Genomic DNA, 24,058 nt, shown 5'->3' with positions numbered 1-24,058 from the left:
AGTTGCTTACACCATAGACAAACTGTTACAATATTTGCTGAAAGTTCAACCTGGAAAGGGGAACATCGAGTGCTCGGTCTTGTTAAGAAAATCTTTGGAGATACGAATGAGCGGGAAATAAAACGCATGCTCCGTACGGTGGAGACGATTAACGGTCTCGAAGCAAGCATGGCGGCGCTAAGCGACGATCAACTGCGCGGGAAAACCGCTGAATTTAGAGATAGACTGGATAAGGGCGAAACGTTGGACGACCTACTGCCGGAAGCTTTCGCGGTCGTTAGGGAAGCGTCGAAGCGTACGTTAGGTAAGCGGCATTACGACGTGCAGCTTATCGGCGGCATGGTGCTTCACGAAGGTCGCGTTGCAGAGATGCGTACAGGAGAAGGAAAGACGCTTGTCGCCACATTGCCGACCTATTTGAATGCGCTCGAAGGCAAAGGCGTTCATGTCGTCACCGTCAACGAATATTTGGTTCAGCGGGACAGCGCGGAGGTAGGCCAAATTCACCAATTTCTCGGCCTTACCGTCGGAGTCAATCTAAACGGCATGTCGCACGGCGAGAAGCAGACCTCTTATGCGTGCGATATTATTTACGGCACGAATAACGAATTCGGCTTCGACTATTTGCGCGACAATATGGTGCTTTATAAGGAACAAATCGTGCAGCGGCCGCTGCATTTTGCGTTGATTGACGAAGTGGACTCGATCTTGATCGACGAAGCGCGGACGCCGCTAATTATTTCCGGTCAAGCGGCGAAATCGACGGAGCTGTATTATGCTGCCGACCGTTTCGTGAAGAAGCTGGTGGAAGGCGAAGATTACACCGTCGACATCAAAGTGAAGTCCGCGGCACTCACGGAAGCGGGCGTCGCGAAGGCGGAGCGCGCGTTCGGCTTCGATAACTTGTATGACCATGCGAACGTGCTGATCAACCATCATCTTACGCAAGCGCTCAAAGCGAATGCGATTATGAAGCTGGATGTCGATTATGTCGTCAACGAAGAGCAGATCGTAATCGTCGACGAGTTCACGGGGCGTCTCATGCACGGACGCCGCTACAGCGACGGGCTGCATCAGGCGATCGAGGCTAAAGAAGGCCTTGAAGTGCAGAACGAGAGCATGACGCTCGCGACCATTACGCTCCAAAACTACTTCCGTATGTACAAGAAGCTGGCCGGAATGACCGGTACGGCTAAGACGGAGGAAGAGGAGCTCAAGAAAATATACGGCCTCGATGTTGTCGTCGTCCCGACAAACCGTCCGATGATCCGTGAGGACAAGCCGGACGTCGTGTACAAGTCGACGTCAAGCAAATACCGCATGGTAGTCGAGGAGATCGTCGAGCGCCATAAGAAGGGACAGCCGGTACTGGTGGGTACGGCTTCCATCGAGGCTTCGGAGTACTTGTCCGGGCTTCTGAAACGCCGCGGGATCCCGCATAAAGTATTGAACGCGAAGTATCATGCCGAAGAAGCGGAGATCGTCGCGCAAGCCGGTCAACGCGGATCGGTCACGATCGCGACGAACATGGCGGGCCGCGGTACCGATATTGTGCTCGGCGAAGGTGTCGCGGAACTTGGCGGATTGCATATTATAGGTACGGAACGCCACGAGAGCCGCCGTATCGACAACCAGCTGCGCGGACGCGCGGGACGACAAGGCGACCCGGGTTCGACGCAATTTTATTTGTCCATGCAAGACGAATTAATGCGGCGCTTCGGTGCGGACAACGTGATGGGCATGATGGAGAAGCTCGGCTTTGAAGAGGACCAGCCGATTGAAAGCCGCCTCATTACGAAATCGGTCGAATCCGCACAGAAGCGGGTGGAAGGCAACAACTTCGATATCCGTAAAGTCGTCCTTCAATATGACGACGTCATGAACCAACAGCGTGAAATCATTTATAAACAACGCCGCGAAGTGTTGTACTCGGACAACATCCGGGACATCGTTCTCGGGATGATCGATTCGGTCATTGAGCGAATTGTGACGGCACATTGCCCTGCTGACGAAGTTCCGGAGGATTGGGACTTAGGCGCGATCGTCGAGTACGGCAACGGCAACTTCCTGCATGAAGGCCAAGTTTCGCCGGAACAGTTGGAAGGCAAAGAGAAGGAAGACATCATTGAGTTTTTGAAAGGTGTCGTCCGCAAAAATTACGAAGAGCGGGAAGCCCAGCTGCCTCCGGAGTTCATGCGCGAATTCGAGAAGGTTATCGTTCTTCGCGCCGTAGACAGCAAGTGGATGGATCATATCGACGCGATGGACCAGTTGCGGCAGGGCATTCACCTTCGCGCTTACGGCGGCACCGACCCGCTGCGCGAGTATCAATTCGAAGGCTTCGCCATGTTCGAAGAGATGATCGGAACGATCCAGGAGGAAGTGGCGAAGTACATCACGAAAGCTCAAGTGGAAGCGAACCTGCAGCGTCAGGAAGTGGCGAAAGGGCAGGCTGTCAACACGAAAGAGGAGCAAGTGAAACGCCCCGTTCGTTCCGAAAACCAAGTCGGCCGCAACGATCCGTGTCCTTGCGGAAGCGGGAAGAAATATAAGTATTGTCACGGTGCGTAGGCGCCTGCCGCCCGGCTTCGGCCGGGCTCATTCATTATAAGAAGGAGCTTTAATACTATGATTGATCCGGAAATCCGCCACCTACTCCGCGAGGCGGCACAAAAACTCGAAGCGCTTAGGGGGTCTCTTTGACTTAGACCTCAAGCTTGAACAGATTGCCGATTACGAGCAAAAGATGTCCGCGCCCGATTTCTGGGACGATAACGAGCGGGCTCAGAAGATGATAGGCGAATTGAACGCAATAAAATCGGTAGTGGACAGATACCAGAAGCTTCAGAGCGACTGCGACGACTTGCTCCTCATGCAGGAGCTCATTGAAGAAGAAGGGGACGCCGGACTGGCGGAAGATTGGTCGCAAGGCGTGAACAAGCTGGCCTCCGATCTCGATCAGTTTGAACTTACGCTGCTGCTCAGCTCTCCATATGATAAATACAGCGCCATTCTGGAGCTGCACCCGGGCGCGGGCGGCACGGAGTCGCAGGATTGGGCGTCGATGCTCTACCGAATGTATACGCGTTGGGCGGAAGACCGCGGCTTTAAAGTAGAAGTCGCAGATTATTTGCCCGGTGACGAAGCGGGGATCAAGAGCGTAACGATTATCGTGCACGGGTACAACGCATACGGCTACCTGAAGGCGGAGAAAGGCGTGCACCGCCTTGTGCGCATTTCGCCGTTCGACGCGTCCGGACGCAGACATACGTCTTTCGCGTCATGCGACGTCGTGCCTGAAATCGAAGACGACGATTCGGAAATCGAGATTCGTTCGGAAGACCTTAAAGTAGACACGTACCGGGCCGGCGGCGCCGGAGGGCAGCACGTCAACAAGACGGAATCCGCGGTGCGCATTACGCATATTCCCTCGGGTATCATCGTAGCATGCCAATCCGAGCGGTCCCAAATTTCAAACCGCGATAGAGCGATGAAGATGCTCCGCTCCAAATTGTTCGAACGGCGTCTGGAGGAGCAGCAAAAAGAGATCGCGGCGATTCGCGGCGAACAGAGCGATATTGCATGGGGCAGCCAAATCCGTTCCTATGTGTTCCACCCCTACAGCATGGTGAAGGACCACCGCACCGGGGAAGAGACGGGGAATGTGGGCGCCGTCATGGACGGAGATATCGACCCTTTCATTAACGCGTATTTGCGAAGCCAAATCCGGAAGAGCGAATAGGTTGCGCAGGAGTTCTCCATGACCATCATGAATCGTTCAAGAAGGAAGGCTCCCCGGTTTCCGATCGGCACCCCCGTCCATACGGCGTATGAATATGCGCTGCTGCTGATCGGCTCGTTCCTCGTTGCGGTCAGCTTCAATTTATTTATGGAACCGAATCGGATCGCTTCCGGCGGCGTTTCCGGAATATCGGTCATTGTTCGCTCATTAATCGGCGTCGAACCGGCCATTACCCAATGGCTTCTTAACATACCTCTTTTCATTGCCGGTATTGCGCTGCTGGGCGGCAAATTCGGCCTGAAAACCGCTGTAGGCACCGCGGTGCTGCCGTTGTTCGTCTTGTTGACGGACAATTGGGCGCCGTTAACCGATAATCCGTTGCTGGCCACCTTGTTCGGCGGCTTGGGCATCGGAGCGGGCTTGGGGATCGTCTTTCGCGGACGGGGATCTACCGGCGGTTTGGATCTCGCTGCACAAATTGTGGCGAAATATACAGGGTTAGGGCTTGGGTTATCCGTAGCGCTGTTGGACGGATTCGTCATTTTGACGGCGGGCTTCGTGTTTTCCCCGGAGCAAGCGTTGTATGCGTTGATCGGGCTGTTTGTGACGACGAAGACGATCGATGTGGTGCAGATCGGCTTTTCCACTTCGAAAGTGGCTTACATCATCAGTGAGGATGTCGAGTCGATCGCCCGCACCGTGCTTTACGATTTGGACCGCGGATTGACCCGATTGACGGCGCACGGCGGTTATACGGGGCAGGCCAAGACGGTTCTTATGGTGGTCGTCTCGCAGACGGAAGTGACGAAGCTAAAAGCTCTCGTACAAGCGGCGGACCCGCAGGCGTTCGTGATCATTACGGGGGCGACGGAAGTGTTGGGAGAAGGATTTAAGGTGCAGTAACGGGAAAGTCCGCCGATTGCAGCCCGCTGCATGCAGCGGGCTTTTTTTGTGCAAATATAAGAAAGTATAAGTTTCACATTTATACTTGGCTTATATTTCAACGGTAAACGGCACCGACCTCCAAGAGGACGGCGAAGCCGTTTATCCTTGTGCGCGATTCGTAAAATGCAGGAAAAATGAGGGAAGACCGAAACATTTCCATTTCACAAAAAAACGGTTGTATCAATATGCATACCTATGTATAATAATTCATATCTTGAACACATAGAACGGCGACCGCGGGAGAGGGGCCAGAGTAAGAAACATGAAACAGGTAAGAGTTGCGATTGTAGGTTCGACGGGATACGGCGGCGTCGAGCTGATCCGGTTTTTGCTTCAACATCCGCACGTGGAAATCACATCGGTCATTTCGTCATCCAATGCAGGAGAGTCGATAACGGAAGGGTACCCTCATCTGCAGGATATACTGCCCGTGACGGTGCTGGACGCCGTGGATCCGGAGCTCATCCGAAGAAAAGCGGACGTCGTGTTTGCCGCAACGCCTTCCGGCATAAGCGGAAAGCTGGTTCCGGCCTTGCTAGACGCTGGACTGCGGGTGATCGACTTGTCCGGGGATTTCCGGCTGCAGTCGCGTGAAGCATATGAGCAGTGGTATAAACACGAGGCGCCGGAACCGGCGGTGCTGCAGCGGGCGGTGTACGGACTGGCGGAAGTTTACGGCGATCGTGTGCGGGATGCGGAACTGATCTCCAACCCGGGATGCTATCCGACGGCGGCACTGCTTGGACTCATTCCTGCCGTCGAAGCGGGAGCGGTCGACCCGGCGACGGTCATCATCGACGCGAAATCCGGGGTTTCCGGCGCGGGGCGCGGGCTGGGAATCAACTACCACTACTCCGAGATGAATGAAAACTTCAAAACATACAAGATCAACAAACACCAGCATATTCCAGAGATCGAATCGGTGTTGTCGGAACGGGCCGGAAGCGCGGTGACGGCGACGTTCACGCCGCACCTTGTACCTATGACCCGAGGCATTCTATGCACGACGTATGCATCCGTGACGAACGATGCGTACCGGATGGAGGACGCATGGATATCGTTGTACCGGCAGTACTACGAAGGACGGCGATTCGTGAGGATTCGCGACCGGGGCAGATGGCCGGCAACGAAGGAAGTATGGGGTTCGAACTACTGCGATATCGGTTTTGCGTACGATGAGCGGACGGGGCGGATCACGATCGTTTCCGTCATCGACAATTTGGTGAAAGGCGCCGCGGGGCAAGCGATTCAAAATTTGAACTTGTCGTTCGGGTGGGACGAAGGCGCGGGGCTTCAATCGGCGCCGGTATATCCGTAAAGCGGAACAGGAAGAGGGGAGAGCGGGCATGATCGGGCAAAAAGGTTTCGCGTTGGCACCCGAAGGCACGGTAACGACGCCGAAAGGCTTTAAAGCGGGCGGCGTCCATTGCGGCATCAAGAAGGTGCGGCGGTATGATTTGGGGGCGATCGTATGCGACGTCCCGGCGATGACGGCGGCGGTATATACGACGAACTTGGTGCAGGCGGCGCCGCTCGCCGTAACGCGCGAGTCGATCGCGCGCGAGGGACGGCTGCGAGCGATGCTCGTCAACAGCGGGAATGCCAACGCGTGCACGGGAGAGCGGGGCTTCACCGACGCCCGCGAGATGAGGTCGGCGTTCGCAGCCGCCCTCGGGGTGCCCGACCACCTGGTAGGGGTGACGTCGACGGGAGTCATCGGCGTACATATGCCGATGGATAAAGTGCGCGCGGGAGTGGGCGCGCTGGCGAATGGGTTGTCGCCGGACGGAGGCGGCGATTTCTGCCAGGCGATCATGACGACCGACTTGGTGCAGAAGTCGGTGTGCGTTCGCCTGGAAGCCGGCGGCGCGGCCGTGACGATTGCGGGCGCGGCGAAAGGTTCGGGCATGATACACCCGAACATGGCCACGATGCTCGGCTTCATTACAACGGATGCGGCGTTGAACGAGGGAGTCCTGCAGTCGCTGCTTAGCGAGACGACGGACGTCACGTTCAACATGATCACCGTGGACGGCGATACGAGCACGAACGATATGGTGGTCGCCATGGCGAGCGGATTGGCGGGCAACGAACCGCTGCATCCCGGCCACCCGGATTGGGAATGCTTCGCCGCGGCGTTCCGGTGCGTCTCGGAGACGTTGGCGAAAGAAATCGCCCGCGACGGCGAAGGCGCAACGAAGCTGATCGAGGTGAATGTCTCAGGCGCCCGCACCGATCAGGATGCGAGAGCGGTCGCGAAGACGATCGTCGGCTCTAGCTTGGTGAAATCGGCGATGTACGGTTCGGATGCGAACTGGGGCCGAATTATCGCCGCGGCCGGGCGCGCGGGAGTGCCGATCGACGCAAACACGGTGGATATCCGATTGGGAGATATCCCGGTACTGCAAGCGTCGGTGCCGATTCCGTTCGACGAGGCGGCTGCGAAGCGGTATTTGGACGGCAGCGAAATCGCGGTTTACGTGGATTTACACATCGGCCCGGGCAAGGCAACGGCTTGGGGATGCGATCTGACATACGATTATGTAAAAATTAACGCTTCATACCGCACATAAGGAGCCAATCGTAAGATTGGCGCGTAGTGCTCAATCACAAGTTAGGAGAGGGGAGCAAGACATGAACGGAAACACGTTCGTCATTAAATGCGGAGGCAGCACGCTTGCGGCGCTTCCGAACGGATTTTTCGCGGAGCTGGCCGCATTTCAGCGGCAAGGGCTTCAGCCGGTCATCGTGCACGGCGGCGGACCTGAAATTTCGCAATCATTAGGAAAATTGGGTATTCATACGGAGTTTGTCGACGGCTTGCGCCGCACGACCTCGGAAGTGCTCGACGTCGTCGAGATGGTGCTCGCGGGCAAGATCAATAAGGAAATCGTGCGCCGCATGACGCAGAACGGCGCCAAGGCGGTCGGTCTGTCCGGTACGGACGGAAGATTGCTGACGGCGCAGCCGGTCGCGAACGCGGATAAACTCGGATATGTGGGCGAAGTGACCGAGGTGAATACGGAGCTGCTGAACAGCTTGCTTTCCGTCGGCTATATACCGGTCGTAGCGCCGGTAGGACTTGGAGCGGACAATCAACGGTACAACATTAATGCGGATACGGCGGCGGGAGCGGTCGCTTCCAGCCTCGGCGCGACCCCGTTCATCGTCGTGACCGACGTTCCCGGCATCGCCGGAACGGTGGGCGGCGTGAAGAAAGTGCTGCCGAGCGTTACGCCGAGCAAGATCAAATCGATGATCGAGAGCGGCGAAATTTACGGAGGAATGATTCCCAAGGTGCAGGCAGCGCTCAAATGTCTCGGCGGAAACGTCAACGAAGTAGTCATTGTGAACGGATCCGAACCGGGCGTGTTGGGCAAAGTGCTGCGCGGCGAAAATATCGGCACGAAAATTACCGCGGAACAGGCTGCGGCGCCGGCATAACGCCGGACGACGAATGGGAGGGATCGCTGTGAGCGGACGCGAGGCGTTGTTTCCGAATTACGCTCCTTTTTTCTCTGCGCGGTTGGTGAAAGGCAAAGGCAGCAAAGTATGGGACGAGAACGGCCGCGAATATCTCGACTTGATGAGCGGCATCGCCGTCACCGGCCTCGGCCATGCACCTGACGCGGTGAAACAGGCGTTAATCGATCAATTGGAGAACTTGTGGCACGTATCGAATTTGTTTGAAATTCCGGGGCAGGAGAAGCTGGCCTCGATGCTGGCGGAGGCAGGCTGCGCGGATTTGGCGTTCTTTTGCAACAGCGGGGCCGAAGCGAACGAAGCGGCGATCAAGCTTGCCAGAAGGTACAACCGGAAGGTGCTCGGCAATAACCGTTATGAAATCATCGCGTTCCAAAGCTCGTTCCACGGGCGCACGTTGGCGACGTTAACGGCGACGGGCCAAGACAAAGTGAAGGACGGGTTCGACCCGCTGCCGGCGGGATTCGTTCACGTGGAGTATAACAATCTTGAAGCGTTGGAAGCGGCGATCAACGACCGGACCTGCGCGATTATAATGGAGTTCGTGCAGGGAGAGGGCGGCGTCAATCCCGCCGGCCCGGCGTTTGCGGCCGGAGTGAAGCGACTGTGCGAGAAACACGGTCTGCTGCTCATTGCGGATGAAATCCAAACCGGTATTGGCCGCACGGGCCAAATGTTCGGGTACCAGCACTACGGCGTTGAACCGGACATTATTACGCTCGCGAAGGGTCTCGGCAGCGGATTCCCGATCGGCGCGATGCTCGGTAAAGCGTTCCTGCGGGACGGATTTTCCGCGGGAAGCCACGGGTCCACGTTCGGCGGAACGCCGATCGCTTGCTCGGCGGCTATTGCGACGCTTGAAACGATGAAGCGGGAGGAGCTGCCAAAGCGTGCGGCCCGGCTCGGTACGGAAGGCATGCTGCGGCTGCGCGCCGCTTTGGCGGATCATCCGGAATTGGTGAGCGTTCGCGGACTTGGCTTGTTGATCGGCATCGAGCTCGCTTCACCGGTTACGGATATCGTGATGGCGGCTCAGAAGGAAGGGCTGCTCGTAATCACCGCGGGACCGAATGTCATTCGGCTGCTGCCGGCGCTCACCATTGGGGAAGACGAGTGGTTCGGCGGTTTGGATGCGCTCGCGGGAATCATTTTGAAATCGAAAAACGGGGTTGCCGTGTAAATACACGCGATGAAGAAAGGGGAGAGGCGGTCATGATGGAAGCAGCGTTGAAGGTTCCCGCCGAGGGAAGCGCAGACGTATTGAGAGGCAGGGACTTCCTGGCTTTGGTCGATTACACGCCGGAGGAGTTAATGTATCTGGTCCGATTGGGGATCGAGTTGAAGAAGAAGCAGAAGTCGGGGGAAACGTATCACCCGTTGAAGGGCAAGACGCTGGGTATGATTTTCGAGAAGGCGTCGACACGTACGCGCGTTTCGTTCGAAGTCGGGATTACGCAGCTGGGCGGCTCCGCGCTGTTCCTCTCCAAGAACGATATCCAGCTGGGGCGCGGCGAGACGATCGCGGATACGGCGAAAGTGTTGTCTCGTTACGTGGACGGCATCATGATCCGCACGTTCGCCCACCGCAATGTCATTGAACTTGCCCGTTATGCGACCGTTCCGGTCATCAACGGGTTGACCGATTTGTCGCACCCGTGCCAAGCTTTGGCGGATTATATGACGGTGCTCGAGTATAAAGGGAAATTGGCGGGCTTGAAGGTTGCGTATATCGGCGACGGGAACAATATGGTGCATTCGCTCATGATGGGCGCGGCCAAGTTCGGCATGCACATGGCCGTGTCTTCTCCGGACGGCTACGAGCCCGATGCGGGAGTCGTGCAGCTGACGAAAGAGCATGCGGCTCAAACCGGAGGCAGTTACACGTTCTGCCGCGATCCGAAAGAGGCTATTGCCGGTGCGGACGTTGTGTACACGGATGTATGGGCGAGCATGGGCTTCGAACAGGAGCAGAAGGATCGCGAGAAGGCGTTCTCGAAATATCAAGTGAATGCGGATTTGGTGCGTTATGCAAAGCCGGATTACTTGTTCATGCATTGCTTGCCGGCCCACCGCGGTGAAGAAGTAAGCGCGGATGTCATCGACGGAGCCAACTCGATTGTGTTTGACCAAGCGGAAAACAGGCTGCACGCTCAGAAAGCGATTATGGCGGCGTTGATGGGATAGCGGATTGAAATTAAACGAATTGGAAAAATGATTCATGCAAAAGCAGGAGGAGCGGCGGCTATGTCGAAGCAAAAAATTGTACTCGCGTATTCCGGGGGTCTGGATACGTCGGTCATTCTCGCGTGGTTGAAGGAAACGTTCGACGCGGAGATCATCGCGTTCACGGCCGATATCGGGCAGGCGGACGAATTGGACGGTTTGGAGGAAAAGGCGTACAACACCGGTGCGTCCAAGGTATACATTGAAGATCTTCGCGCGGAATTCGCGAAGGATTTCATCTATCCGATGTTTCAAGCGGGAGCGTTGTACGAAGGTCAGTATTTGCTGGGGACTTCGATCGCGCGGCCGTTGATCGCGAAGCGGATGGTCGAGATTGCGCGCGCGGAAGGCGCGTTCGCCATCGCGCACGGCGCAACGGGCAAAGGGAACGACCAAGTCCGGTTCGAGCTGACGGCCGCGGCGCTTGCGCCTGAGCTTGAGGTTGTCGCGCCGTGGCGGATCGAGGAATTCCGGGCGCAATTCCCGGGTCGCGCGGAGATGATCGCGTACGCGGAATCGCACGGCATTCCGGTGAAGGCGACGGCGTCGAAGCCTTATTCCACGGATCGGAACCTGCTGCATATTTCGTTCGAGAGCGGCATGCTGGAGGATCCATGGTTTGACTCGACGGCGGTTGACGTCCGCGATATGTACGTAATGAGCGTCGATCCGGAGCTTGCTCCCGATGAGGCGGAATACGTGGAGCTCGAGTTTGAGAAGGGTGACTGTGTCGCCGTCAACGGCAAGCGGTTGACGCCGCTGCAGGTGATGGAGACGTTGAACGAGATCGGCGGCAAACACGGCGTCGGGCGGATCGATATGGTGGAAAACCGGTTCGTCGGCATGAAGAGCCGCGGCGTATACGAGACGCCGGGCGGAACGGTGCTGTTCAAAGCGCACCGGATTATGGAGTCGATCACGATGGACCGCGACGTAATGCATCTGCGGGATTCTTTGATCCCGAAATACGCGTCGCTTGTATACAACGGATTCTGGTTCGCTCCGGAACGGCTTGCGCTGCAGGCGCTCGTCACCGAGAGCCAGAAGCACGTTGCGGGTACGGTCCGGTTGAAGCTGTACAAGGGCAACGTGATGGCGGCAGGCGTGAAGAGCCCGGTCAGCTTGTACAACCCGGACATCGCCACGATGGAAGCCGATCCGACGCAGGCGTACAATCAAGGGGACGCTACCGGATTTATCCGGCTGAACGCTCTGCGGCTTCGCGTCACGTCGAGCGTGCACGGCGCGGAAGGCGTCGGCGGCGCGTCGGCCGGTACGGCGAAGGCGGAGCAGGCGGTACCTGCGGGTAAGTAAGAGGCGATAGCTGGGACGACAAGGCAGGTGACGAGCGTATTAGTCGCCTTTCCTGACTGAACATAAATATGACGGGCTGGTGGGGGTCGGCAAAGCTCATTGCCGGCTCCCTGCTGTGTTAATTAGGAGGGTAAAGATAATGGCGGAAAAGCTTTGGGGCGGCCGGTTCACGAAAGCGACCGACGCGTTGGTCGAGGAATATACCGCTTCCGTCTTTTTTGACCGCGAGCTGTATGAAGAAGATATTCAAGGAAGCATTGCGCATGTGACGATGCTGGGGCGCTGCGGCATTTTGCCTGAGGAAGATGTAGACAAGATCATTGGCGGTCTGCAGCGTGTATTGGGCAAATTATCCCGCGGTGAAGTGGAGTTTTCGGCTTCCAGCGAAGATATACACATGACGGTGGAGAAGCTGCTGATCGAGGATATCGGTCCCGTCGGCGGCAAGCTGCATACGGGCCGCAGCCGCAACGATCAAGTGGCGACGGACATGCATCTGTACTTGCGCAAGCGGATCGTTGAGTTTGTGGAGCTGCTCGCCGGGCTGCAAGAGGCTTTGATTGCGCAGGCACAGGAGAACGTGGAGACCGTTGTTCCGGGGTATACGCATTTGCAGCGGGCGCAGCCGATCTCGTTCGCCCATCACTTGCTCGCGTACGTGGCGATGTTCAGCCGCGATGCGGAGCGGTTCATGGATTCGTATAAGCGCGCGGACATGCTCCCGCTTGGCGCGGGCGCGTTAGCGGGTACGACATTTGCGATCGACCGGATGATGACGAAGCAGCTGCTCGGGTTTTCGCGGATTTACGATAACTCATTAGACGCAGTGAGCGACCGCGATTTTATCGTAGAGTTCTTGTCGAATGCGTCGCTGTTGATGACGCACCTGTCGCGCTTGTGCGAGGAGCTGGTGCTGTGGTCGAGCACGGAGTTCGGCTTCGTCGAGCTGGACGACGCGTTCTGCACCGGCAGCTCCATTATGCCGCAGAAGAAAAATCCGGACGTGGCCGAGCTCGTCCGCGGCAAAACCGGACGGGTATACGGCAACCTCGTCGGCTTGCTCACCGTGCTGAAATCCCTTCCTCTCGCCTACAATAAGGATATGCAGGAGGACAAGGAAGGGATGTTCGACACGGTGAAGACGGTCGGCGGCGCGCTGCGGTTGATGGCGCCGATGATCGCGAGCATGCAGGTCCGGAAGGACCGCATGCGGGCGGCGGTGGACCGCGATTTCTCGAACGCGACCGACATCGCCGACTATCTCGTGCACAAGGGCATCCCGTTCCGCCAGGCGCACGAGATTATCGGCAAGCTCGTGCTCTACTGCATCGAGCGCGGCAAGGTATTGCTGGAACTCTCGTTGGAGGAGTTTCAAGAGTTCGCTCCCGAGTTCGGGAGCGACATCTTCGACGTGCTCCAGCCGGAGCACGTGGTGAACGCGCGCGCCGTATACGGCGGCACCGCGTTCGCGCAGGTGCGCGAGGGAGTCGCGCGCGCCGAAGCCGCCGCCGCGGAAGCGCGCGCCTGGGCGGCGGAGCATGCGCCGCTCGCAGGACTGGCCGGACCCGGCGAATAACAATGAAGAGCTATTAAGTGGAACCAAAGTAAATTGAGCAGGCCTATGCGCACGCGCATAGGCCTGCTCGATTTCATAATAATATTGTACCGTTGTTACAACAAGGCGATGTGCTCGCTTCCAGGTTATTTCTGAAGTCCGTACGCTTCCCGGAGCAGCGAGAAATAATGATCCGCCGTTACGGCCTCGAATTCCTCTCCGAGCGATTCGGTAATTGCGACGACATCCGAAGGCGTCATGCTCCAAGCGAGCAATCCCAAAGAGACGAACAGCGGCGACTTGCCGTCCCAGTTTGCTTTGGCGTTCGCCAATATGTTCTTTCCGTCCTGTACGGTGCTGATGCCTTGAATCGTGGACACCGGGATGCTGCCGTTCGCCAGTTCGACGCCATAACGGTCCTCCCAGCTCAGGAAGAGGCCGGGGACGTTATATTCGTCCCGGTAGGCGGAGACGACCGATTCGCTGAGCGGCACGTTCCGGCCTTCGATCCGGTTCAGCACATACGGGATCGTCATGCCGGTCTTATTTAAGTAAAGGTTGGTACGCTTCAGGAAATCGGAAAAAGTGTTTTCCGGCCACACGTTCGGATAAAAGTATCCGGCTCCCGAAGGCCCGGCGATGAGCAGGTCGTTCGCGGTCGCGGTCGACCGGTAATAATTCAGCATGGCCGGCGCGCCGTCATAAAGCAGCGGGCTCGACGTCCAGTTGATCGGCACTTTGCCGCGGTTCGGGTCGTCCCACAGGATCCGCATCCGGTGCTGGTTGTATTGGAAATTGTCGCCCTCGCTGAACGTATACGTGACGTAAATTTTGTTCTTCAACTGCGGCGCTTTGACCGGCTTCTGAATGTAGGGCTTTACCTTCGTTCCAGAGAAGACGGTCAGGTTGCTGAACCAGTCCGCCGCAAGGACGTAGACGCCATGTCTCGACGTTACTTCGACGGAGCTGAATTCGCCCTCGAAGTCGTTGCTGAACCAGCCCAAGTACGGCGTTCCCGGCTCAACGTCGGACAGGATGCGCTCGAACAGCGCTTTCTGTTCGGGCACGTTCACTTCAAGCCAGAATACCATCGCCTTATTTGCAACCGCATAATCGCGAAGATATCCGTATGGCTCTTTCTGCCCTGAGGTAGGCGGCTTCTCGTTCCCGGCGGAAACCTTGAATTGGTTCCACATATCCACGGACGCGGTCAGCTGCTTCGTTCCGGCAGGCGGCGTGAACTCGTATACGAAGTAGCGGCCGTTGTCCGCGAAACGGTGTCCGCCGCTCCCCGCCGATAATTGCGAGTTTTGGGGGTCGTACAGAAACGGCGTTTCTTCAGGAGTGCCCGGAATAAACTGCGCAATCACCTGCCCGTCGGCTTTTACGGTTACCTCATGCACGGCAGGCCCCCAGCCGTCTTGCGGGAAGGCGTCGTCAAAGCGGAGATAAACGGATTCTTTCCCAAGAAAACCGGACAAATCCAAATCGTAGACCTTCCGGTTGTTCGCTTCGCGCTCCTGCGTCGTCTCCTCCGCGATGATCCGGAATGAAGCGGGAAGTCCCGGCGGCATTCTGACGGACGTATCCGGGCTTAAACCGATCAGCATCCGATGAGTCGTTTGCTCCCAAAGATGATCATATTGCCATTGATAAGCGTCCAACCGGTCCTTGAACCGGCCCCGCAGGTCTTCCAGTACCTCTAGGTTGAAGGGGGCTTCCGTTAATTTCGACGCGAGCTCCGGACTCGCCACTGCCGCGTCTTTCAACCCCGCCAGCGTGGTCGCCACGTTGATGGAGTCGGGAACTGCCGGGTCGTATACGATAATGCCTTCGATCTCGTCTTTATATTTTCGGACGATATCCCGGTAATCGCCATGAACATGATAAGGGACATCCAAATCGTTCAGCCAAGTAAATTCGCCTTCTTCTTTGTTTTCCAACAGGTAGATGCGCGGCTCCGCGCGGTTGACGACGCCTTGCAACGTGGCCATCAGGAGCTTGATGTCTCCGGGAGCGTCATAAATATCCGTGACATCCAGCTTCTTTGCTTCCGCGAACGTTGGCAGCCCCTGGTGCTTGGGCCATGTAATGGAGCCGGCTTGCGGGCTTGACGCCGAGTCGGCGGCTGCGCCGATAGGCAAGCTCAGCATGCAGATTAATGCGAGACTAATAACCGTCAGCTTTCGAAACACGATTCACACCTCTTTTTCGCAATTTGGTGGAGCTTTCGTTCTTCGCCTTCCCGATTCACCGCCTTCTTCGGCTGTTTATGGTTATTCCCACAACGAAGCCACACAATATATATTAAATATGTTATTATATAATTATTTCAAGTATTTCGACAAAGGTTACTAAGTAATGACATGGAATGACAAATAACGACGCTAATCTTATGAAAAAATAGGTCGTAAGGCGATAGGAGACGGGCAGTCGTTTGATACTTTGTTTCCGCCAAACGCCAATAAAGGATATCTGTTGCGGAATATCGTATATATATATAATGTATATAAGGAAAGCTTCTATCGAAGCAATAAAGATAAACTTCATCGAGCACATGCATAGAAGCAAGACCGCAACTAGAGGAAGCTTTTCTTGGTACAGAATTTACTCGTCATTGCAGTGCTATTAGGAACTTTAAAATTCTGTATCAAAAATACAAATATACGACAGAAGCTTGGTGAGCCGAAATGAACACAACCGACCGCATACCGCTTTATCAGAAAATACAAGACTATATCCGCAAGCTGATAGAAACGGAAGAGTTGAAGACCGGCGACCGTATTCCGATGGAGAAAGAGCTGATGGATCGTTTCGACGTGAGCAAAATAACGGTCGTCAAAGCGTTGTCCGGCTTGGCTAACGAAGGACTTATCACCCGTGTGCCGGGCAGAGGCAGCTTTGTAAGCGGCCGGGAGCCGGAGGCCGCCTCCGAAGCGCCGGACATTTCCGCCGCAACAGTAAAAATCTCGGAACGGGCAGCCGCCCGCAGGCAGACGAAAATGATCGGCCTCATCATGCCTTCCATCTATGATTATTTCGCCATCAGGCTGATCGAAGGGGTAAGGAAAGCGCTGGGCGAGAGAGGTTATCGACCGATCATCCTGTTATCGGGCGGCGCGGTCGAGGAAGAAAAAGAAGCCATCAAGACGCTTCAGGAAATCGGCGCGGAAGGGCTGCTGATCTTCCCGGTGGACGAGGAGCAGTATAACGAGGAAATACTGAGCATGAAATTCGCCGGCTTTCCGTTCGTGCTCGTCGACCGTTATTTGCCCGGCGTTGAGACCCATTATATCGCTGCGGATGGCAGGCTTGGCACCGCTCTCGCGGTCGATCATCTATGGGAGCTCGGTCACCGCGAAATCGCGATCTGCTCCGATTCGCCGCTGCAAACCGTCACGGTGCAGGAACGGATCGAGGGATATATGAACGCGTTAAAAGAGAAAGGGGCTCTTATCAACCCGGCACACATCATAACAGGGTTCCAGGTGGAGAGCCTGAAAGACGCCGAAACGCACCCGCTGTTCCGGTATATCCGCAACCGGATGGCGACGGCATACATTACGCTTAACGGGAAGCTCGGAGTCCAAATCTATCAGATGGCTCGCCAAGCCGGTTTAAGCGTGCCGGACGACATGTCCATCGTCAGCTTCGACGACCCGACATCGATTGTGGAGGAGTTCAGTTTCTTCACCCACATCAAACAGTTCGAATTCGAAATGGGTTACCGCGCGGCGGGCAAGCTTCTCGAAATCATACAAAGCGGCGCGGGCCGCGGCGGCAAGTACAGCAAAACGTTGATCGAACCGGAACTGGTCGTACGGCAGACGTCCGGCCGGCATCGCTCGGCGCCATCCAATTAAATAAGTATAAAAATAAGACCTTTTCCGACATGGAAAAGGTTTTTTATGTATATTTAATAAAAACATATTGAATATGCACAATAGTTATATTATTGTTAAATTACAGAAAATTGAAACAGCTTACAAAGGAGACTGAAAAATGCCGTACGAAACAGTCAAACCGGAGCAGTTGAAATCAATGTTGAATCGGATCAAAGAGTACATCTATGCGCCGATTTCGGCACTGGACGTGACGGCTTGGGTGACTCCGGAGCCTGTATCCTACGAAGATAGAATGTCGGGGCGAAAGTTGGAGCTTACACCTGGAGACAAATGGGGCAATTTGTGGGACTGCGCATGGTTTCGCTTCACCGGCCGGGTGCCGGAAACCGCGAAAGGCGCCAAAGTCGTGCTGCTCATAGACGTGAACGGTGAATTGTGCCTCGTAGACGACGAAGGTTCGCCCTCGCAAGGGTTAACGAACGTCAATTCCGAATTCGACCTCTCGCTCGGCCTTCCGGGCAAACGGGTCGTGGACGTCAGCGAAGCGTCGACAGGCGAAGAGACGATCGATTTGTGGGGCGACGCCGGCTGCAACGACCTGTTCGGGCGTTACCGGAGCGGGACGCTGAAAGAAGCGGTGATTGCCGTTTGCCGCGAAGATGCGCGGCAGCTGTATTACGACGCGGAAGTGCTGCTCGAAACGGCGGAACGGCTGCCGGCAGGATCGGTGAGGAAGGATAGAATTTTTAAGGCGCTGTACGACGTTTCTTTACTCTTGACGGATCTGACGGATGAACGCGTTGCGAAAGCGCGGGGCATCCTCGGCGAACAGCTGACGAAGCGGGGCGGAGACCCTGTGCTGACGATCAGCGCCGTCGGTCATGCGCATATCGATCTGGCATGGCTGTGGCCGATCCGGGAAACGATCCGCAAGGGTGCAAGAACGTTCTCGACTGCGCTTAAGATGATGGAACGTTACCCCGACTATGTATTCGGCGCGAGCCAGCCCCAGCTTTACGACTGGATGAAGAAGCGTTATCCGAAGCTGTACGGGCGGGTTAAGGAACGCATTAGGGAAGGGCGCTGGGAGCCTCAAGGCGCGATGTGGGTCGAATCGGATACGAATGTGCCCGGCGGAGAATCGTTGGTTCGGCAAATTCTTTACGGCAAGCGTTTTTTTATGCAGGAATTCGGCCAGGAAATGAAAACGTTGTGGATGCCGGACGTATTTGGGTACACCGCAAGCCTGCCCCAGATTTTAAAGAAATCCGGCGTCGATCACATGATGACGCAGAAGTTGTCCTGGAGCGAATACAACCGCCATCCTCACCATACGTTCATGTGGGAAGGAATCGACGGCTCGAAGGTATTGACGCACATGCCTCCGGAGGATACATACAACAGTCCGGCCGCGCCGCGGTCGATCGTAAAGGCGGAACAAAACTATTTGGACAAAAACGTGTCCGAGCACTGCCTGATGCTGTTCGGTATCGGCGACGGCGGCGGGGGTCCGGGGGAAGAGCATCTGGAGAGGCTCTCGAGAGAGAAAAACTTGCTCGGCTTAAGTCCGGTCGTGCAGGAGCCGTCTTCGAAATTCTTCGACAAACTCAGCGAAGGCGCCGGCCGATATCAAACCTGGCGCGGAGAGCTTTATCTGGAGAAGCACCAAGGAACGCTGACGAGCCAAGCCCGGAACAAACGCTACAACCGGAAACTGGAGAAGGCGCTGCGCGAACTTGAGTTTGCGGCCGTGATGGCGGAGATGGCTGCCGGGATCCGTTACCCCGCCGAAGAGCTGGAGGAAATATGGAAGGAAGTGCTGCTTTACCAGTTCCACGATATTTTGCCCGGTTCTTCGATAAAGAGAGTTTACGATGAATCGCTGGAAAGGTATGCTGAATTGCTTGAACGAGTAGAGCGGTTGATTACCGAAGCATACGGAGCCGTGGCCGGTCGGCTGTTCGTACCTGGCGTGGATGAAAGAGCCGTCGCCGCATTCAACTCGTTGCCTTGGGAGCGGGAAGAATGGCTGAAGGCGAACGGACGCTGGCTGCGCGTTCGCGTTCCGGCGATGGGCTGCGCAATGACGAATGCAGAGCCGGCTGCGGAAGCCGAAACGGCGCCGGCCATCGGGACGGAAGCGGAGATTCATTCCTTTCCGGAGCTTAGGGCTTCGGCAGCCGGACGCATTGTGGAGAACGATCTGCTGGCAGTGAAGTTCGCCGAAGACGGCGCTATCGTCTCGATCCGGGACAAGGAATACCGCCGGGAAGTGGTGCCGCAGGGGCAAAAAGCGAACGAACTGCGAGTCTTCCACGATCGGGGCGACGCATGGGATTTCCGGCACGATTACCGGCAAACCGGCGGAATGCCGCTTCAGCTTATCGAAATGACCGAATTCGCCGACGGACCGACGGCCGGCTTGAAGATGCGTTACCGGTTCGGACAGTCCCTTCTGACGCAGAAGGTCGTACTGACCCAAGGCAGCCGCCGGATCGATTTCGTAACGAACGTCGATTGGAAGGAATCGGACAAAATGCTGCGCACTTCGTTCCCGGTCGATGTCCGTTCGGACAGCGTAAGCTGCGAAATCCAATTCGGTTACCTGAAACGGCCGACCCACCGCAATACGATGTGGGATTACGCCAAGGACGAAATTTGCGCCCAACATTGGATCGACTTGTCGGAGCCGGATTACGGCGTCGCCTTGTTGAACGATTGCAAATACGGGCATCGCGCCGAAAACAACGTGCTCGATCTGAATTTGCTTCGCAGCCCGTCCTACCCCGATCCGGAGGCGGACCGGGCGGAGCACGAATTCACGTACTCGCTTTATCCGCACAAAGGCGACCATATTCAGGCGGAGGTTTATAAGCGCGGATATGAATTGAATATTCCGCTGAGGACGGCCGTAAAAGCGAATAACCTCGGTTCGGAGGGCAAGCTGACCGGTACGCATTCGTTTCTGAAGCTTGACCATCCGAATGTGATGATTGAAACGGTGAAACGTGCGGAGGACGGCGAAGATGTCGTCATCAGACTTTACGAGACGGCAGGAACCCGGATCCAGACGAACCTGTACATAGGATTTCAGATGTCTGAAGCATGGCTGGCCGATTTAATGGAAGAGCGCGTGCAACAACTGGATATTAACGAACAGACACTTACACTTTCCTTTACCCCTTTTGAAATTAAGACTCTTAGATTGACAGCCTTTTAAGTGATAAGGTTTCAGCGAAAAGTGCTGCTTAAGCTTTGTATTTTAATCAGGAGGTGGTTGGAAAATGATTGCAAAAGGAGCTGTTATACCTAGATTTGATCAATTGAAAAAGAACAAAAAATTATCAAAAATATGGTATTTCAGGCATATATATTTATTTTTGCTCCCAGCTATCCTATGGTTTCTGATTTTTGCTTACTATCCGATGTACGGCATTTTGATAGCGTTCAAAGATTTCAAATATAATCTGGGGATTTTGGGGAGTCCGTGGGCAGGATTTAAATATTTCGAGCAGTTTTTAAACGATTCCAGTTTTTATGATGTACTCCGCAATACGCTGTCCATTAGCGCCCTTAAACTTATTTTCGGATTTCCGGCTCCGCTGATCTTGGCGTTAATGCTGAATGGCGTATTACACGAAAGAATAAAAAAAGTGTTTCAGACCATTTCCTATCTTCCCCACTTTGTATCATGGGTCGTTGTCGTTACGTTGCTTCAAAAAATTCTTTCCCCTAACGTAGGGCTTGTCAACGACATTCGTTACCAAATGGGGCTGGAGCCTATATTCTTTATGGGTATGCCGTCATTATTTTATCCGTTGGTAGTTATATCCGATATCTGGAAAGGTGTGGGCTGGGGATCGATCATTTATTTAGCCGCGTTGACCAATATCGATCCGCACTTATATGAAGCCGCGGAAATCGACGGAGCAGGCCGATGGAGCAAACTATTTAAGATCACGCTTCCATGCCTTACTCCAACGATAGGCATATTGCTTATATTCTCCCTCAGCGGAATACTGAACGCGGGTTTTGACCAAATCTGGCTGATGCAGTCCCCGTCAACATTAAGCGTCTCGGAAATATTGGACACTTATGTTTTGAAAACAGGCCTCCAGCAGGGGCAACTTGCATATTCCACGGCAATCGGTTTATTTAAGTCCGCGATCTCGCTGCTTCTCATTGTTGCTGTAAACAATATATCCAAACGTGTGAGTGACGTATCGCTATGGTAAAAGACAAGCGATGAACATGAGGAGGTGCGCGTATGGGAGCGAGAAGGCTGTCGGCGGCAGATAAAATGTATATGACGCTTAACTATTCGGTGCTGCTTTTATTCTGCGTTACGGCACTATATCCCTTTATCTATTTTCTAGCCCTTTCTTTCAATGACGGCTATGACGCTATGAAGGGCGGTATCTATCTTTTTCCGAGAGTATTCACATTAGAAAACTATGCTAAGGCATTTACCCACCCGTTGATCCTAAACTCGTTTTTTATATCCATTTCCCGAACCTTTGTGGTAACGGTACTTTCCGTAATTTTGACGGCTTTATTAGCTTATGCGCTTTCACGGAAAGGTTTGCCCGGAAGGAAGTATATCGTCTTCTTCTTTTTCTTTACCACTTTGTTTAGCGGGGGACTTATTCCTACCTTTATCTTGTTCAGGCAATTGCATATCCTGGATACTTTTTGGGTGCTGGTATTGCCGTCGCTTTACAACTTTTTCAATGCGATTATCATGAAAACCTTCTTCGACGGGATCCCCGAAGCTCTATCGGAATCGGCCCGAATAGACGGAGCAAGCGAGTTGTCGGTATTTGCAAGAATCATGCTGCCTCTTTCGATGCCGGTGCTTGCCACCATTGCCTTGTTTGTCGGAGTCGGAGTTTGGAACGACTGGTTTACCGGGCAGTTTTTCATACAGAATGAGCAGCTCCAGCCTGCAGCTACGTTCCTTAACAAGATGATCAGCGAAGCGTCTTTCCAGTCGATGACGTCGTCGTCGGGAAATAGCGGATCTGCTATTCAAAACATGACCGAGACTCAGATGGAGCTGCGAGGAGTGACTCCGGAAGCCTTGAGGATGACTTTCGTCATTATTATTACGACCCCGATCATCTGTGTGTATCCGTTTCTTCAGAAATATTTTGTAAAAGGCGTATTGGTAGGTTCTCTTAAGGAGTAGTTGGTATAAAAGGCTAAGCCTTTTGTATAAAAAAATGAACTTGAAAGGGGTTTCTAGAATGAGCAAGAACAAGATGAAAAGGTTTCTTTGCACGACTCTTGCCATACCGCTGCTAGCCTTAGCCGCATGCAACGGGTCGGGCGGGAGCGAGAGCAACAACACGGAGCCAAGCGAAACGGGTTCGGATCAACCTGAGCAGGTAACGGTGTCTTTTCTTAGTGCTTGGAACGGCGGCGGGGCCGGTTTCCCGCAGGACCAGGAGAATAATCCCGTGGCCGAAAAAATTAGGGAAAAAACCGGGGTAACGTTAAAACTGGAATCCATCACAACAAGCGAAGTAGAAAAACTGAACACCATCTTTGCTTCCGGTACGGTTCCGGATATCGTTAACGCACCCTTCTGGTCTACTACAGGAGGGGAAGGACAAGTCATCAAGAAGGCGGCTATGGAAGGACAGCTTCTGGATTTAACCCCTTATCTCGATAAATACCCGAATATTAAAAGACTCGTGACTACCGGGATTGCGAAGGATTTTGCCGAGTTTGATCTCAATAGTCCCGATTTTGAAGGCAAATCTTATCTCATTCCTACGGAGACCCCAGACGGAACCATTGAGAGCATCCATAATTGGAATTACGGCCTCTATGCGAGGGGAGATATCCTGAAAGCTTTAAATGTAAAAGCAGAGGATATTGATACTCATGATGAGCTGTATGATCTATTGGTAAAGATTAGAGACGGCGGTTTCAAGGATATTGGCGGGAAGCCGGTCATACCGGCCGGAACAATGTGGAATGGATGGGATTACGGCCAATTCCTTGCCGGGTGGACGGATTACAATATTTCGGACTTCCGTGAGGTAGACGGAAAGCTGATCCACTGGACGCAATCCAAGGACCATGAAGCCAGGTTGTTATACATGAGAAAGCTATTATCGGAAGGTTTGTTTGATCTTGAAGCCTTCAGCAATACGAGTACAACAGCGAATGAAAAGCTTACTACGGGCAAGCTCGCCGTATTCGGAGCCCAACCTATGTTAGGTGATTTACAAAAAACGCTTTATAAGACGAATCCGGAAATGCAATATGAATTATTGGGGCCGATGAAGAATAAGAGCGGAGAAATTAGAACGCAAGTGGAAAAACCCGGACGTTCCGGTTTCCCTGTCCTATTCTTAAGCGCTAACATAAAAAATCCCGATGCGGCATTGCGGTACATTGATTACGTCAACAGCGAGGAAGGCCGATTGCTTGCGTATTTCGGGATCGAAGGGACGCACTACACCATGGAAAACGGGGTACCTCAATGGATTCCTGACGTGAAAAAACAATTCGATGAAAATCCGGATCTGAAAAGAGACGCAGGGCTCAATTTCCTTCCAGGCAGGTTCATTGGTGCATTCTCCGACAAAGTCACTTGGCCAATGCCCGAAGATCAAAAGACGGAGTGGGATAAGCTGAACGAAAGCTTCTCGGCAAAGATGCCTATCAAAATTATTGACAAGGTTAGTGCCAGCTACCTTGCAAGAGAGTGGCCGAAATACGAGGAATTTAGAAATGCAACCAGCAGCTTGAATTTCGATGAGGAATTTAAGAAAGCATTTTTTGCGGCGTCGGATGAAGAAGCTCTACAAATGCTTCATAATGTCCAAGAGAAATTCAAGGCTGCCGGCGTGGAAGAAATGGCGGAATTTGTGGCCCAAAAAGCTGCAGAAAGAGATGATATAGGTTTTTAGGAACATTTCAACAGAGGGGGGAGCGGCT

16 protein-coding genes are annotated in these 24,058 nt (G+C 54.3%); 15 read left to right on the top strand and 1 reads right to left on the bottom strand.

Annotated features, from left to right (window positions below; genetic code table 11):
* Nucleotides 1-69: 69 nt before the first annotated feature.
* The 10 genes from secA to argH all read left to right on the top strand — a co-directional run bounded on the left by secA (nt 70) and on the right by argH (nt 13,283).
* Complete coding sequence (gene secA / locus JET16_RS13835) at nt 70-2,571, top strand: preprotein translocase subunit SecA (RefSeq protein ID WP_199616736.1); 2,502 nt, start codon at nt 70-72, stop codon at nt 2,569-2,571.
* 57 nt (nt 2,572-2,628) lie between these two features.
* A protein-coding gene (gene prfB, locus JET16_RS13830; protein WP_233531551.1) for a peptide chain release factor 2 occupies nt 2,629-3,742 on the top strand; the annotation gives its coding sequence in 2 pieces (ribosomal slippage) (nt 2,629-2,700 and nt 2,702-3,742; 1,113 coding nt in all).
* Between the two features lie 18 nt (nt 3,743-3,760).
* Nucleotides 3,761-4,645, top strand: coding sequence for a YitT family protein (locus JET16_RS13825; RefSeq protein ID WP_199616730.1), 885 nt, complete (start codon nt 3,761-3,763; stop codon nt 4,643-4,645).
* Nucleotides 4,646-4,949: 304 nt separating this feature from the next.
* On the top strand, nt 4,950-6,005 hold the full coding sequence (argC, locus tag JET16_RS13820; RefSeq protein ID WP_199616729.1) for an N-acetyl-gamma-glutamyl-phosphate reductase: 1,056 nt from the start codon (nt 4,950-4,952) through the stop codon (nt 6,003-6,005).
* Nucleotides 6,006-6,033: 28 nt separating this feature from the next.
* The gene (gene argJ / locus JET16_RS13815) at nt 6,034-7,260 is read left to right on the top strand and encodes a bifunctional glutamate N-acetyltransferase/amino-acid acetyltransferase ArgJ (RefSeq protein WP_199616728.1); all 1,227 of its coding nucleotides are present in this window, start codon (nt 6,034-6,036) and stop codon (nt 7,258-7,260) included.
* A 61-nt stretch (nt 7,261-7,321) separates the two neighbouring features.
* Complete coding sequence (gene argB / locus JET16_RS13810) at nt 7,322-8,131, top strand: acetylglutamate kinase (RefSeq protein ID WP_199616727.1); 810 nt, start codon at nt 7,322-7,324, stop codon at nt 8,129-8,131.
* A 13-nt stretch (nt 8,132-8,144) separates the two neighbouring features.
* Nucleotides 8,145-9,350: an aspartate aminotransferase family protein gene (locus tag JET16_RS13805; RefSeq protein ID WP_199616726.1), complete on the top strand. Its 1,206-nt coding sequence runs from the start codon at nt 8,145-8,147 to the stop codon at nt 9,348-9,350.
* Nucleotides 9,351-9,382: 32 nt separating this feature from the next.
* Nucleotides 9,383-10,354, top strand: a complete 972-nt coding sequence (argF, locus tag JET16_RS13800; RefSeq protein WP_233531550.1) for an ornithine carbamoyltransferase — start codon at nt 9,383-9,385, stop codon at nt 10,352-10,354.
* A gap of 60 nt (nt 10,355-10,414) precedes the next feature.
* Entirely contained in the window at nt 10,415-11,707 is a 1,293-nt protein-coding gene (locus JET16_RS13795) for an argininosuccinate synthase (protein ID WP_199616724.1), read from the top strand.
* A gap of 139 nt (nt 11,708-11,846) precedes the next feature.
* The gene (gene argH / locus JET16_RS13790; RefSeq protein ID WP_199616722.1) at nt 11,847-13,283 is read left to right on the top strand and encodes an argininosuccinate lyase; all 1,437 of its coding nucleotides are present in this window, start codon (nt 11,847-11,849) and stop codon (nt 13,281-13,283) included.
* Between the two features lie 125 nt (nt 13,284-13,408).
* On the opposite strand, the gene JET16_RS13785 is transcribed toward argH, so the two are convergent.
* Nucleotides 13,409-15,457, bottom strand: a complete 2,049-nt coding sequence (locus JET16_RS13785) for a GxGYxYP domain-containing protein (RefSeq protein ID WP_199616720.1) — start codon at nt 15,455-15,457, stop codon at nt 13,409-13,411.
* Between the two features lie 495 nt (nt 15,458-15,952).
* Here JET16_RS13785 and JET16_RS13780 point away from each other — a divergent pair, with 495 nt between their 5' ends.
* From JET16_RS13780 to JET16_RS13760, 5 genes are all read left to right on the top strand, one after another.
* Nucleotides 15,953-17,125 (top strand): GntR family transcriptional regulator, encoded by a 1,173-nt coding sequence (locus JET16_RS13780; RefSeq protein ID WP_199616719.1) that lies wholly within the window; start codon nt 15,953-15,955, stop codon nt 17,123-17,125.
* 139 nt (nt 17,126-17,264) lie between these two features.
* Nucleotides 17,265-20,327: an alpha-mannosidase gene (locus JET16_RS13775; protein ID WP_199616718.1), complete on the top strand. Its 3,063-nt coding sequence runs from the start codon at nt 17,265-17,267 to the stop codon at nt 20,325-20,327.
* Nucleotides 20,328-20,391: 64 nt separating this feature from the next.
* Entirely contained in the window at nt 20,392-21,342 is a 951-nt protein-coding gene (locus JET16_RS13770) for an ABC transporter permease (RefSeq protein ID WP_199616717.1), read from the top strand.
* 32 nt (nt 21,343-21,374) lie between these two features.
* Nucleotides 21,375-22,295, top strand: coding sequence for a carbohydrate ABC transporter permease (locus JET16_RS13765; protein ID WP_199616716.1), 921 nt, complete (start codon nt 21,375-21,377; stop codon nt 22,293-22,295).
* 271 nt (nt 22,296-22,566) lie between these two features.
* A complete protein-coding gene (locus JET16_RS13760; RefSeq protein ID WP_325176692.1) occupies nt 22,567-24,030 on the top strand; it encodes an extracellular solute-binding protein in 1,464 nt (487 codons plus the stop codon).
* Nucleotides 24,031-24,058 lie beyond the last annotated feature (28 nt).

Origin of the sequence: Paenibacillus alkalitolerans (genome assembly GCF_016482785.1) — a bacterium.
GTDB lineage: Bacteria > Bacillota > Bacilli > Paenibacillales > YIM-B00363 > Paenibacillus_AE > Paenibacillus_AE alkalitolerans.
Note: the sequence above shows the minus strand (reverse complement) of the source record. Positions and strands in the feature narration are given on the sequence as shown.

What these genes read in the sequence shown, in the direction of transcription:
- JET16_RS13825 (WP_199616730.1), top strand. Translation starts at nt 3,761, where the DNA reads ATGACCATCATGAATCGTTCAAGAAGGAAGGCTCCCCGGTTTCCGATC.
- argC (WP_199616729.1), top strand. Translation starts at nt 4,950, where the DNA reads ATGAAACAGGTAAGAGTTGCGATTGTAGGTTCGACGGGATACGGCGGC.
- argJ (WP_199616728.1), top strand. Translation starts at nt 6,034, where the DNA reads ATGATCGGGCAAAAAGGTTTCGCGTTGGCACCCGAAGGCACGGTAACG.
- argB (WP_199616727.1), top strand. Translation starts at nt 7,322, where the DNA reads ATGAACGGAAACACGTTCGTCATTAAATGCGGAGGCAGCACGCTTGCG.
- JET16_RS13805 (WP_199616726.1), top strand. Translation starts at nt 8,145, where the DNA reads ATGGGAGGGATCGCTGTGAGCGGACGCGAGGCGTTGTTTCCGAATTAC.
- argF (WP_233531550.1), top strand. Translation starts at nt 9,383, where the DNA reads ATGATGGAAGCAGCGTTGAAGGTTCCCGCCGAGGGAAGCGCAGACGTA.
- JET16_RS13795 (WP_199616724.1), top strand. Translation starts at nt 10,415, where the DNA reads ATGTCGAAGCAAAAAATTGTACTCGCGTATTCCGGGGGTCTGGATACG.
- argH (WP_199616722.1), top strand. Translation starts at nt 11,847, where the DNA reads ATGGCGGAAAAGCTTTGGGGCGGCCGGTTCACGAAAGCGACCGACGCG.
- JET16_RS13780 (WP_199616719.1), top strand. Translation starts at nt 15,953, where the DNA reads ATGAACACAACCGACCGCATACCGCTTTATCAGAAAATACAAGACTAT.
- JET16_RS13775 (WP_199616718.1), top strand. Translation starts at nt 17,265, where the DNA reads ATGCCGTACGAAACAGTCAAACCGGAGCAGTTGAAATCAATGTTGAAT.
- JET16_RS13770 (WP_199616717.1), top strand. Translation starts at nt 20,392, where the DNA reads ATGATTGCAAAAGGAGCTGTTATACCTAGATTTGATCAATTGAAAAAG.
- JET16_RS13765 (WP_199616716.1), top strand. Translation starts at nt 21,375, where the DNA reads ATGGGAGCGAGAAGGCTGTCGGCGGCAGATAAAATGTATATGACGCTT.